Source organism: uncultured Polaribacter sp., assembly GCF_947503855.1.
Taxonomy (GTDB): domain Bacteria; phylum Bacteroidota; class Bacteroidia; order Flavobacteriales; family Flavobacteriaceae; genus Polaribacter.
On the sequence record NZ_CANNFF010000010.1, the window covers coordinates 41,208 to 54,686 of the forward strand.

Genomic DNA, 13,479 nt, shown 5'->3' on the forward strand with positions numbered 1-13,479 from the left:
CTTTCAGGTTTTAAAAAACTGAAAAGGTGTTGCAGATTAGTTAATTTTTTGTAGTTAATACAATACTCCCTTTTTCTTTAAAATTGATAACATCACCCCAAACAAATTCTTCTCCTGTGATGATGTTTTTTAATGTCTTTCCCTCTAAACCAACTTCTGCATAACGTTTTAAATCAATAGGAATTGGTTTATCATTTTTATTAATGATGTGTACAACTGTTTCATCATCTTTTATTCTAAACAAAAAGTAGGTACCCATAAATGGGGCAAAATGCACTGTTTTTCCTTCGTGAATTGCCTTAGAAGATTTTCTATAATTCAACATTTTTTTTGTAAAGTTTTGCATTTCTTTTTCAGCTTTAGATAAACCTTTGCCTGTAAATGCATTTACTTGGTCACCATTCCAACCTCCAGGAAAATCGGTTCTAATTAATCCATGATCTCCAGGTTTTGCAGTATCATTCATTAAAATCTCTGTTCCGTAATAAATTTGGGGTATTCTAGGTAAAACTAACATATAACTTAATGCCATTTTAGCTTGTGTAACATCTTCTTTAACCTCTGTAAACAATCTACTTTTGTCGTGATTGTCTAAAAACACCATAATATCTTTTGGGGTTGCATAATGAAAATCATTAGCTAAACCTTCGTATAATTTTACCAAACCAGTGTCCCAAGATTCAACTTCATTAATCCCATCTATCATTGCTTTTTGCATGGGAAAATCCATCGTAGATTTTAAATTAGATACGTAACCATCTTTATTTTTGGCGCCATTTTGCCAATAACCAACCAATAATGGATTGTAACTCCATTCTTCTCCAACAATAGAAAAATTTGGATATTCATTCATAATTGCTCCTGCCCAATTAGACATAAAATTTTTATCTGGGTAAGGATACGTGTCTTGTCTAATTCCCCCTAGACCAATAGTTTCTATCCACCAAATAGAGTTTTGAATGATGTAATTTGCCATAAATGGATTTTTCTGGTTCAAGTCTGGCATTGTGGGTACAAACCAACCTTCTGCCATTTCTTTTTTGTCTTGTTTAGAAGCGTAAGAATCTTGATTTGAAGTTCTTCTATGATTAGATGTGATTAAATCTCCTTTTTTTAAGAAGTTTTGTTGATAATTAACCCAATCTTCAAAAGGTAAATCTTTCATCCACCAATGTTCGCTACCACAATGGTTAGCAACTTGATCCATGATCAATTTCATTCCTTTTTCTCTTAACTTATCTGCTAGCGCTCTATAATCTGCTAAATTTCCAAAACGAGGATCTATCTCATATAAGTCTGTTATTGCATACCCATGATAAGAAGATCTTGGCATATTATTGGTTAAAAGTGGTGTTGACCAAATAGCTGTAAACCCCATATCATAAATATAATCTATATGATTTGTAATTCCTTTTATATCCCCTCCGTGCCTTGCATAATCATCTGCTCTATTTATTGTTGTTTCTTTTAAAAAATAAACAGATGTACCTGTATCCTTGGTTTTTGAATTTACAGAACCATTATCATTAGTAACGTCTGCATTCGCAAAACGATCTGGAGTAATTAAATAAATGGCATCAGAACTGTCAAATCCTATATAATCTTCTGCTGATTTTTCTCTTGATTTTAATTCGTAAGTATGTGTTTTTTTAGAATTGTCATCAAAAGTAAAGGTGATGTCAAATTTTCCAGCTTTTACAGTTTCATCAATTGTTACATCAATAAATAAGTAATTTTTACTTCTTGCTGTGTGAAATTTATCAATAGTTACACCTCGATAATTTATACTTGGTTTAGAAACACCAATATTGTCATCTTTAACTAATAACTGCAGTGTGGTGTTTTTAAAACCTATCCACCAGTTTGGAGGCTCAACTCTTTCTAAAGTAATGTTAGAAACAGAAACTTCAGAAACATTTTTTAATGATTCTTCATTTTTACATGAAAAAAATAAAGCTATGAATAATAATAACGACAAAATGTTTCTGAAAAGTTTCATAATAATTCTATTAAACTGTTACTAACTTATTTGGAGATATTGTTATAATATTTCCATTTACTAAAATGTTAATTTCTGTATTTCCATCAATTTCGAAAACGGTTCCATTTTGAGCAACGTTTACTGTAATAATTTGCCCTCTAAAATTGACTTTAAACGAATAAGATTTCCAACCTTTAGGAATTTTTGGCGCAAAAGAAAGTGTATTATTTAATATTCTCATACCTCCAAAACCTTCTACAATACTCATCCAAGTTCCTGCCATAGAGGTAATGTGTAAACCTTCTTCTACTTCGTGATTATAATCGTCTAAATCTAAACGAGAAGTACGCAAATAGAATTCGTAAGCCTGCTCCATTCTGTCTAATTTTGCAGCTTGTATACTGTGTACACAGGGAGAAAGCGAACTTTCGTGCACTGTAAATGGTTCGTAAAAATCGAAATGGCGTTCTAATTCTTCTGTTGAAAAATGATCTTCGAACATATAAAAACCCTGCAAAGTATCCGCTTGCTTTATATAAGGTGAGCGTAGAATTCTATCCCAACTCCATTTTTGGTTGATGGGCCTTTGGCTTTTATCCAAATCTGCAACCGTAATTAATTCTTTGTCTAAAAAACCATCTTGTTGCAAATAAATATTGTGTTTTTCAGAGAACGGAAAATACATATTGTCTGCTACTTTTTTCCAGTCCATTAACTCATCATCTGTAAAAGCCACTTTTTCTTTGATTCTGATATAATCAGATATATGGTCTGTTTTTACAATTTCTATATTTTCTAGTGCGTAATCTATACACCATTTTGCAATGTAATTGGTGTAAAAATTATTATTGATGTTATTTTCGTATTCATTTGGCCCTGTAACACCCAACATTACATATTTATTTTTAGCGGTAGAAAAATTAACTCTTTGATGCCAAAAACGTGCAATACCAATTAAAACTTCTAATCCCTTTTCTGGAATGTAAGTATAATCGTTTGTAAATCTGTGATAATTATAAATGGCAAAAGCAATGGCGCCATTTCTGTGAATTTCCTCAAAGGTAATTTCCCATTCATTATGACATTCTTCACCATTCATGGTAACCATTGGATACAAAGCTGCACCGTTTGTAAAACCTAATTTTGCGGCATTTTCTATAGCTTTTTCTAAGTGATTGTATCGGTACTCCAACAAACTTCTAGCTACAGATTGGTCTTTGGTTGCCATGTAAAATGGAATACAATACGCTTCTGTATCCCAATACGTACTTCCACCATATTTTTCACCTGTAAAACCTTTTGGGCCAATATTTAGGGTTGCATCTGTACCTAAATAAGTTTGGTTTAATTGAAAAATATTAAAACGAATACCTTGTTGCGCTTTTACATCTCCAGTAATGGTAATGTCTGACATATGCCAAATTTGTGCCCAAGATTGTTTTTGTGTTTCTAATAATGCATCAAAACCAAAACTTACAGCTTTGTCTAAAACATCTTTTGCAAGGGCTACTAATTCGTTTTTATTATGAATTCTATCTACTACATAACCACCAAATTTATGAACTGTATACGTTTGATTTTTTTTAACTTCTTGTTGATATGAACTAGATGCTGTTTTATCCGTTTTAGAGCTATTACAATCTGTTAAAATTTCATTTCCTTCTAAAAACACACGAGATTGCATAAACGTACACGTATAAAAGTGTGTTTTCATAGTTCTTGCGTGTATAAAAGATTGTTTTTTGTTTTGAGAAACTTCTAAAACATCCCAAAATTGGTCATCCCAATTGGTATCTTCGTTACTTATACCTGCATCTAAATACGGTGTGTAGGTAATTTTTGCATCTGTATTTAAAGGTGTTACATTGTAACTAATAGCACCAATTTGATCTAACTCTAAACTTAAAAAACGTTTTGTATCAACTTTAATTTTGATTCCGTTTTCTAAAACAGCCTCAAAACTTCTAGACAACCAACCTTCTTTCATGTTTAGTTCTCTTTTAAATTTTGACACTTCTTTACAGGTGTGTAAATCTAAATTTTCATCATTAATTTGAACGTTTATACCTATCCAATTTGGGGCATTTAAAACTTTTGCAAAATATTCTGGATACCCGTTTTTCCACCAGCCAACTCTAGTTTTGTCTGGATAATAAACACCAGCTATGTAGCTTCCTTGAAACGTTTCTCCTGTATATTGTTCTTCAAAGTTGGCACGCTGCCCCATAGCTCCATTACCAATACTAAATAAACTTTCTGAAGATTTTACCTTTTGAGTATCAAAACCTTCTTCTAGAATTGACCATTCATTAGGTTGTATATAATCTTGATTCATTTTTATACTTTTTTAAGAGAAAAAAGTGGGAAATTAGAAATATGAAGTTGTACTAAAAGCCTATTTTTACTTCATTTTATCTTTAAATTTTTTCTAAATTCTTTGTCCTTTTTTCTTGTTTCTCTTTACTTATTTTTCTATTAATTTTTGAATAAAATCTGTACTGATTTCTGTAAAATCTTTAAAGTTAAATTGTGCTTTAGAAAGTACATTTTTATCTCCAATACCAATACTTATCATATTTGCTGTATTCGCAGCTTCTATACCAGCTACAGCATCTTCAAAAACAATACAATTCTTAGCATCTGCCCCTAATTGTTTTGCTGCTAATAAAAATACTTCTGGGTCTGGTTTTGCTTTGGTAACATTATTACCATCTACAATAGCATCAAAATAATGCAACAAACCTACTTTTTCTAAAATAGGTTGGGCATTTTTACTTGCAGAACCCAAGGCTATTGGTATCTTATTTTCTTTTAAATATTGTAATACTTTAGGTACATCTGGTAAAATTTCTGATGCATCCATATTTTCTATATACTCTAGGTAATCTATATTTTTTTCGATCATCCAAGTATCAAATTCTTTTTGCGTTGCTTCTCTGTTACCAATTTCTAATAAAATTTCTAAACAGCGTTTTCTACTTACACCTTTAAAAAGTTCGTTTTGTTCTTTGGTAAACTCAAAACCTAATGTGTTTGCTAGCTTTTTCCAAGCTAAATAATGGTATTTTGCAGTGTCTACAATAACACCATCTAAATCGAATATAAACCCTTTTTTCATTTACTATTTTTAAACTGTTTCAACTACATCGTCTACATCTTTTACTTTGTAAACTAAGGCTGCAGCTGTTAAAAAACTAATTCCACTAATTACTATTGCAAAAATTGCTTGATTACCATACGCATATTTTACTAACGGACCGCCAATTAATGCATTAATGATTTGAGGCATTACAATGAAGAAATTAAAAATTCCCATATAAACGCCCATTTTTTTTGCAGATATAGAACCTGCTAAAATTGCATAAGGCATTGCTAAAATACTTGCCCATGCAATACCAACTCCTATCATAGAAAGTATCAACCAGTTTTCATCTGGCATAAAGTAGATTGATAAAAGTCCTAAACCTCCAATAATTAAAGAAAATGCATGTGTTTTTTTTCTGCCAATTTTCTTTGCTATGTAAGGCAATGCAAAGGCATAAAATGCTGATATTAAATTATAAATTCCGAAAAGAATTCCAACCCAATCTCCAGCATCTTGGTATGTTGTACTGGTACTATCTGTATGTGGTAAACCATAAATATGTTGCGCTATTGCTGGTGTTGCAAAAACCCACATACCAAAAAGACCAAACCAAGAAAAAAACTGCACCCAACTTAATTGACGCATTGTTGTTGGCATTTTTTTAAAATCTTCAAAAATATCCATTAAACTGGATTTTTCTTGCTCCTCCTTTGTTGCCAAAGATTCATTATCGAAATTTGCTAACTCTTCTGGAGAATATTCTTTAGTTGTTGTAACCGTAATTAATATTGAAACAATTAAAATAATTGCACCAATAATAAAAGACCAAATTAAATTTTGTGGCACAACACCTTCTGAAGTTGCATTAGAAACACCAAACCAATTAGTTAAAGCATACGGCAACCAAGACCCGATAACTGCACCAAAACCAATTAAAGCAGTTTGTACGCTAAATCCTAAAGTTCTTTGATCTGTTCTTAAATTATCGCCAACAAGAGCCCTAAATGGCTCCATTGCAATATTAAAAGATGCGTCCATAATCATTAAAAAACCAGCACCCACCCAAAGAGCAGGCAAAAAAGCAATAAACATGTCTGCTTGTGGCATTAAAACCAAACCTATAGAAGCTAAAATTGCACCGACAAGAAAATAAGGTTTTCTTCTCCCAAACTTTCCCCAAGTTTTATCACTATAGTAACCTATAATTGGCTGAACAATCAACCCCATCAAAGGTGCTATAATCCAAAACCAAGAAAGTTCATGTACGTCTGCGCCAAAAATTTGTAGAATTCTACTAGCGTTTGCATTTTGCAGGGCGAAACCCATTTGTATTCCCAGAAATCCAAAACTCATGTTCCAGATTTGCCAAAAATTTAATTTATGCTTTTCCATTTATCGAATATTATAAAATGAATATTACGATAAGTTTTTATGACTTATCAATTATTACAAAGTGTGGAATGAAATTTATTGATAAATCTTAATATTATAACAAAGGTAAATTAATTTTATGATTTTGATAAAATTCAACTAAAATATTTACGACGACGGTTTCGTAGATTCTCGTAGTTTTAGATCGCTAGAAATAACTATTTTTTTTGGTTTAAATAGTTCCGATTCATTTTCAATTCTTTCAATTAATAAATCCACAGCTTGTTTCCCCATAGTAAAACCATGTTGTGCAATTGTTGTAATTGATGGCGATGAATATTCTGAGATTAAACCGTCTGTAAAACCAATAATAGAAATATCTTTTGGTACTTCTAAACCTTTCTCTTTAGCTATTCTCATTGCATTTGCAGCATAAATTTCATTCACCGCAAAAACAGCATCAATGTCTTGTTCAAAAACTTTTTCTATTTGTGGTTTTATATCTTCATTTTCATCAATTTCAACAATTAATTTTTTATTTGTTTTGATATAAGATTCTATCAGTGCTTTTTCATAACCTTGCCTTCTTAAAGCACCAACATTCACATGATTAGGTGTTGTTATTAATGCTATTTTTGTTCTATGATTATCTAACAAGTGTTGGGTGGCTTTGTACCCTGCACCAACATCATCCACCACTACTTTATCACACAATATTTCATCTACGACTCTATCGAATAATACCAAAGGAATTTCTTCAGCAACCAGTCCTTTAAAATGATTAAAATCTTTGTTTTCAAGGGTTTGACTAGCTATAGAAACAATTAAACCATCAACACTACCATTCGACAAAACCTTTAATGTTTCTACTTCTTTTTTATACGATTCATTAGAAAAACAAACCATAATATTGTATCCTTTTTTGTTAGCACCTTCCTCAATTCCCATAATCACTGTAGAGAAAAAATGATGTACAATTTTAGGTAAAATTACACCTATAACCTTAGTCTTTTGGTTTCTTAATTGTAATGCTAAACTATTGGGTTTGTAATTGTAGAGATCTGCATAAGCTTGAATTTTCTGTTTTGTTTCTGTACTAATCTCATGGCTATCTTTTAAGGCCTTAGATACTGTTGAAGTTGACACACCTAATTCTTTCGCTATTGTTTTTATGGTAATTTTTTGCTTCATTTTTTATGGATAGGCAAATTAAATCTTATTTTTTTGCTAAATTAATGAATTTTAAAGAATAAAGTTATCAACACGAAACCGTTTTCGTTACTTAAACTTTACCAGATTAACTAAATTATATTCTATATTTACTCTGTGGAATGTAAATTTATTGTTAATACAAATCAAATTTACAGTTATTATTTAACAAATTATACATGAAAAAACTTAAATTATTTTTAATTGGTATTCTTTTAAGTTCATCTTTTGCAATGTTTGCTCAACAAACAGCAAAAGGTATCGTTAAAGAAAAAACATCGGGAGATCCTCTACCAGGTGTTAGTATTATAGTTAAAGGTACCCAAAAAGGTGCTGAAACAGATTTTAATGGTAACTTTAATTTACCGAATGTAAAAAAAGGAGACGTTCTTCTTTTTAGGTATTTAGGGTATGCTAATAAAGAAGTTACAATTACATCAAATTTTAATTTGGTTGTAGAGTTAGAAGAGTCTTCTCAACAATTAGATGAAATTGTTGTAGTTGGTTATGGTACCACAACAGTAAAAGATGCAACAGGTTCAGTAGAAGCTATTACAGCAAAAGAATTTACAAAAGGTAACATAGTAACACCAGAAAACTTATTAAGTGGGCGTGTTGCAGGTGTAAACATTACAACAAGTGGTGCTCCTGGTTCTGGTTCTCAAATTAGAATTCGTGGTGGTTCTTCTTTAAACGCATCTAACGATCCTTTAGTGGTTATTGACGGTTTACCTTTATCTGGAGTAGATTTAAATAGTATTAACCCAAATGATATCGAATCTTTTTCGGTTTTAAAAGATGCTTCTGCAACATCAATTTATGGTTCTAGAGGTGCAAATGGTGTTATTATTATTACTACTAAAAAAGGTAGAACAGAATATACTTTAGACTACGATGTTCAAGTAGGTTTTGGTGAAATTAAAAACAGAGTTAGTGTATTTAATGGAGACGAATTTAGAAATTTAGTCAATACCAGAAGACCTAGCGATGCTGGTCTTTTAGGAACTGCTAATACAAATTGGCAAGATGAGATTTTTCAAAAATCTGTTGCAACGCAACACAATTTAACGGCTAGAGGTCAAATATTTGGTTTTTTACCAACTAGACTTTCTGTAAACTTTTCAGAAATTGAAGGTAACCTATTAACATCTCAATTTGATAGATCAAACATATCTGTATCTATGAACCCTTCATTTTTTGATGATCATTTAAAGGTAAGCCTAAATTATAATAGAGCTTTTGTTGACAACAGATCTGCTGATTCAGGACAGGTAAACTCAGCTTTGCGTTATGACCCTACACAGCCTGTTTACGATCCAACATCTCCTTTTGGAGGGTTTTATCAACATATAAATAGAACACCAGGTGGAATTTTAGTAGAAAATGGAACAAGAAACCCTGTTGCTGCTTTGTTGCAAAACAATAACAACTCTAATAGATTTAGACAATTTGGTAATTTAAAGTTAGATTACAAATTACATTTCTTACCAGAAGTTACAGCTACTGTTTCTGCAGGTTTTGATAAATCTAAAGAAGAAGGATCTTTTTTTAGCCCATTAAATAGTCCTGCAAACTATACAGACTTATTTGTTGGGGGTGAAGGTTCATTTATTAATGAGTTTGAAAATGAAAACTTTAATGCGTACTTAACTTATGTAAATACATTTGACAAATTAAAAACAGATGTAATGGTAGGTTATGATTATCAATCTTTTAACAGCTCTGGAAATAGTACAGGAAACATTAGAAACCCTAATGACCAAGGTGCTACTTCTTATGTAAACACTCCTGTTGTTTTGGTAGGTTTTTTAGCAAGAGCAAATCTTACTTTTAACGAAAAATACTTATTAACTCTAAACTACAGAAGAGATGGTACTTCTAGATTTGGTCCTCAAAACAGATGGGGTAATTTTGGGGGTGCAGCATTTGCTTGGAGAATGAGCGATGAGAACTTCTTAAAAGACAATGAAGTAATTTCTGAATTAAAACTGCGTGCATCTTATGGTGTTAATGGTCAACAAGATGGTATTGCTGGAGATTTATATTTAGATAGGTATCGTTTTGGAAACCAAAACTCTCAATATATATTTGGTGGTAATCCAATTCAGTCTACAATTCCTTCTGAAAGAAGTAGTTTAAAATGGGAAAATACAGCAACTATAGAATTAGGTATAGACTATGGTTTATTTGATAACAGAATTTCTGGATCTATAAATGCTTTCCAAAAAAATTCTACAGATTTATTATCTGATGCTCCTGTTGCAGATGCTTCTAATTTTACAAATAGAGTACTACAAAATATCGGAGATTTACAAGTAAATGGTTTAGAATTCACATTAAATGCAGATGTGGTTAAAACTCAAGAATTAGATTGGAATATCAATTTTAACGCAACTTATATAGATAGAGAAATTAAAGAATTGGCATTAGGTCAAGATATTACTACAGGTGGTATTGCTGGTGGTACAGGTAACTTTATCCAACTATATAGCGAAGGTTTTGCTCCTAACTCTTTCTTTGTATACAAACAATTATATGATACTGCTGGTAAACCTATAGAAGGTGCTTATGCAGATTTAAACGGAGATGGAATTATAAATACAGATGATAGATACTTAAAAGAAAATCCTCAAGCGGATTTAGCTTTAGGTTTTCAATCGAACTTTAATTACAAAAATTTCGATTTAACATTTAATTTAAGAGCTCAAATTGGTAATTACGTATACAATAATGTAAATTCATCATTAGCTCAGTACGATTTATTACAAGACAATGCAGTTCTAGGGAATATACCTACTTCTGTTTTAGACACAAACTTTCAAAGAACATCAGATGTAATACTTTCTGATATTTACTTAGAAAATGCTTCTTTCTTAAGAATGGATAATATTACTTTAGGATATACCTTTGATAGACCTATCAAAAAATTTGCCTCTAACAGCATTCGTTTATGGGCTGGTATGCAAAATGTTTTTATACTTACAAACTACTCTGGTCTAGATCCAGAAGTATTTAATGGTATAGACAATACTATTTACCCAAGACCAAGAACATTTTTGGTTGGTGCAAACATTAAATTTTAATTAATAAAGAATTAATGATGAAAAATATATTAAAAATAGAAAAAATAGCAATTCTTTTTCTTGTGATGGTTGTAGCATTATCATCTTGTACAAAAGATCTAGATATTACACCAAAAGACGATCAAGATTTATTAGGTGAAGATTTTTTTGCAAATGAAACTGCTTATAAAGAATTGTTAGCAGGTGTTTATGGTAACCTATCTTTAACAGGTGTAGATGGTCCAGGATCATCAAACATAGATGGTTTAGATGCTGGTACAAGTCAGTTTGGTAGAGTTTTATTATATCTACAAACATTATCTGCAGATCAAATGATTTGGTCTTACGAAAACGACCCTGGAACCAGAGCAATACAACGTAATATTTGGAATGCAGATGACCCAATTATTTTGGGTATGTTTGGTAGAACTCACGTTACAATTGCTTTTGCAAACAATTTCTTAAGAGAAACTACAGATGCAAAATTGGATGAAAGAAATGTATCTTCTGCAACAAGAGCAGAAATAGTAAAATTTAGAGCAGAAGCAAGATTGCTTAGAGCAATGTCTTACTATTACATGATGGATTTATTTGGGCAAGCAAACTTTACAACCGAAAATGATGCAATTAATGCACAACCTCAAGCTTATGACAGACAGCAATTATTTGACTTTGTAGAGTCTGAATTAATAGCTATTGAAGCTGATTTAGCTGATCCAATGGCTGTAGAACATGGTAGAGCAAGCAAAGGTGTTGCTTGGATGATTTTAGCTAAAATCTATTTAAATGCAGAAGTATATATTGGACAAGAAAAATATACAGAATGTTTAGATTATTGTAAAAAAATTATTGCAGGTGGTTATACGTTAGCTACAGATTATCAGCACAATTTTATGGCAGATAATGATGTAAATTCTGCAAGTAACGAAATTATTTTTCCTTTAATTTCAGACGGAACATTTACACAAAACTACGGACCAACAACAGTTATGATTAATGGTGCAGTAGGAAGTATAGAATCAAATGGTGCTGCATTAGGCGTTGGCGCTGGTGGCTGGGGTGGAGCCCTAAGACTTAGAAAAGAATTTGTACAATTGTTTGATGGCGGAATTTACAATACAGATACTAGAAACACGATTATATCATCAGAAAGAGATATTGAAATATTAGATATTTCTGACAAAGATCAAGGGTATATTTTAGAAAAATATTCTAATGCAAAATCTACAGGTGGTTTTGGTGTAGATCAAACCTTTGTAGATACAGATTTTCCTTTATTTAGATTGGCAGATGTATATTTAATGTATGCAGAAGCTCATTTAAGAGGTGGTACAGGCGCAAATCCTGCAGATCTTTTAACTTATGTCAACTCTTTAAGAACTAGAGCTAACAATCCGCAAAACAATTTAACAATTGCAGATGTAGATTTAGATTTCATTATAGATGAAAGAGCAAGAGAGTTACACTGGGAAGCGCACAGACGTCAAGACTTAATTCGTTTTGGACGCTTTACAGGAGGAAACTATAACTGGGTATGGAAAGGAAATGGAACAAGTGGTATCTCAATACCATCTAACTTAAAATTATACCCAATACCTTCAGCAAGTTTGGCTTCAAACCCAAATTTAGTTCAAAACGCTGGATATTAATTAAAAATACAAATTAGAAATAATGGAAAACATAAAAAGATTTTCAGCAATTACAATTATTGGACTGGCATTAATCATGTTTACTTCTTGTAATGATAGTTCTGAAAAATTCACAATAGGCTCACCAACAGCTCCAGTTTTACAAGACTTAAACTTTAACAGATTAGAGTTAGACGCTGTCAATACAGGTAACCCTGCAATTACCTTAAACTGGCAAGATGCAGATTATGGGCAACAAACTGCAATAAATTATTTAATTCAGTTTTCTAGTGATGATGCATTTACTGAACCAATAACTGCAACCACCGTTACAGGACAGACCTCTATTACACTTTCTGTAAACGAAGTTAACTCTGCAGCAGGTTCTGCTGGTTTAAATCCATTTGAATGGAAAAATGTGTATATAAGAGTAGCTTCTACCTTAGGAACGCAAGGAAATGAGATTGTAAGTTCTAACACAATTAACTTAGAAGTTTATCCTTACTTTAATTATGTCTTTAACGATTATTATTTAGTTGGAAATGCAACTGCACCAGACTGGAATAACAACAACAACAACCCTGCATTGTTTAGAGATGCTTCTGACAGCAATAAATATTACTATACAGGATATTTTGGGACAGGAGAATTTAAAGTTCTAGAAGTTAAAGGTTTATGGCAACCTCAATGGGGTACTAACGACGCTTCTTCTATTGATGTAAACCCTGGTGGAGGAACAGACCCTGGAACTTTTCCAAACAATAACAATGCAATAGCAGCAGCCGGTTTTTATAGTTTTAGTATAGATTTTGCTAGTAAAACCTACGCTTTTGAACCTTTTGATGCTAGCGGAAAGACAAGTCCAGCATCCTTATCTATTGAAGGAACTAGCACTGCAAATGTAGTAGCTATGACACCTTTATCTTTTGATGGACACGTATGGTATGCAAATGGTGTAAGATTAACACCTGGTAATGTGGAATTTGTTACAGATACTTCTGCAAAATGGGGTGCTGACACTTCATTTTCTGGTGTAGCAACAGATGGTGGTGGTCCAATTCCAGTACCTGTAGAAGATAATTATGATATCTGGTTTAACGATTTAACTGGGCGTTATATTTTAATTCCTTTAAACTTATAATA

Annotated in this window: 8 protein-coding genes; 3 read left to right on the plus strand and 5 right to left on the minus strand. The window is 31.8% G+C overall.

Going from position 1 to position 13,479, the window contains the following annotated elements; genetic code table 11:
* Positions 1 to 40: 40 nt before the first annotated feature.
* The 5 genes from Q0662_RS09680 to Q0662_RS09700 all read right to left on the minus strand — a co-directional run bounded on the left by Q0662_RS09680 (position 41) and on the right by Q0662_RS09700 (position 7,628).
* Entirely contained in the window at positions 41 to 1,999 is a 1,959-nt protein-coding gene (locus Q0662_RS09680; protein WP_298949205.1) for a glycoside hydrolase family 13 protein, read from the minus strand.
* A 10-nt stretch (positions 2,000 to 2,009) separates the two neighbouring features.
* Positions 2,010 to 4,316, minus strand: coding sequence for a glycoside hydrolase family 65 protein (locus Q0662_RS09685; protein ID WP_298949206.1), 2,307 nt, complete (start codon positions 4,314 to 4,316; stop codon positions 2,010 to 2,012).
* Between the two features lie 129 nt (positions 4,317 to 4,445).
* Entirely contained in the window at positions 4,446 to 5,099 is a 654-nt protein-coding gene (gene pgmB, locus Q0662_RS09690) for a beta-phosphoglucomutase (RefSeq protein WP_298949207.1), read from the minus strand.
* 9 nt (positions 5,100 to 5,108) lie between these two features.
* Positions 5,109 to 6,458 carry an MFS transporter gene (locus tag Q0662_RS09695; protein WP_298949208.1) on the minus strand — a complete coding sequence of 450 codons (1,350 nt, stop codon included), beginning with the start codon at positions 6,456 to 6,458 and terminating at the stop codon, positions 5,109 to 5,111.
* Between the two features lie 147 nt (positions 6,459 to 6,605).
* Positions 6,606 to 7,628, minus strand: coding sequence for a LacI family DNA-binding transcriptional regulator (locus Q0662_RS09700; RefSeq protein WP_298949209.1), 1,023 nt, complete (start codon positions 7,626 to 7,628; stop codon positions 6,606 to 6,608).
* 197 nt (positions 7,629 to 7,825) lie between these two features.
* Between Q0662_RS09700 and Q0662_RS09705 the strand changes: the two genes are divergently transcribed.
* Genes Q0662_RS09705 through Q0662_RS09715 form a run of 3 tightly spaced genes read left to right on the plus strand, consistent with a single transcriptional unit; the run spans position 7,826 to position 13,477 of the window.
* Complete coding sequence (locus Q0662_RS09705) at positions 7,826 to 10,729, plus strand: SusC/RagA family TonB-linked outer membrane protein (protein ID WP_298949210.1); 2,904 nt, start codon at positions 7,826 to 7,828, stop codon at positions 10,727 to 10,729.
* A 17-nt stretch (positions 10,730 to 10,746) separates the two neighbouring features.
* On the plus strand, positions 10,747 to 12,357 hold the full coding sequence (locus tag Q0662_RS09710; RefSeq protein WP_298949211.1) for a RagB/SusD family nutrient uptake outer membrane protein: 1,611 nt from the start codon (positions 10,747 to 10,749) through the stop codon (positions 12,355 to 12,357).
* 22 nt (positions 12,358 to 12,379) lie between these two features.
* Positions 12,380 to 13,477 (plus strand): SusE domain-containing protein, encoded by a 1,098-nt coding sequence (locus tag Q0662_RS09715; RefSeq protein ID WP_298949212.1) that lies wholly within the window; start codon positions 12,380 to 12,382, stop codon positions 13,475 to 13,477.
* The last annotated feature ends 2 nt before the right edge of the window (positions 13,478 to 13,479 follow it).

Excerpts from the sequence above, each read along its gene's own strand:
- Q0662_RS09680 (WP_298949205.1), bottom strand. The coding sequence starts at position 1,999 with ATGAAACTTTTCAGAAACATTTTGTCGTTATTATTATTCATAGCTTTA.
- Q0662_RS09685 (WP_298949206.1), bottom strand. The coding sequence starts at position 4,316 with ATGAATCAAGATTATATACAACCTAATGAATGGTCAATTCTAGAAGAA.
- pgmB (WP_298949207.1), bottom strand. The coding sequence starts at position 5,099 with ATGAAAAAAGGGTTTATATTCGATTTAGATGGTGTTATTGTAGACACT.
- Q0662_RS09695 (WP_298949208.1), bottom strand. The coding sequence starts at position 6,458 with ATGGAAAAGCATAAATTAAATTTTTGGCAAATCTGGAACATGAGTTTT.
- Q0662_RS09700 (WP_298949209.1), bottom strand. The coding sequence starts at position 7,628 with ATGAAGCAAAAAATTACCATAAAAACAATAGCGAAAGAATTAGGTGTG.
- Q0662_RS09705 (WP_298949210.1), top strand. The coding sequence starts at position 7,826 with ATGAAAAAACTTAAATTATTTTTAATTGGTATTCTTTTAAGTTCATCT.
- Q0662_RS09710 (WP_298949211.1), top strand. The coding sequence starts at position 10,747 with ATGAAAAATATATTAAAAATAGAAAAAATAGCAATTCTTTTTCTTGTG.
- Q0662_RS09715 (WP_298949212.1), top strand. The coding sequence starts at position 12,380 with ATGGAAAACATAAAAAGATTTTCAGCAATTACAATTATTGGACTGGCA.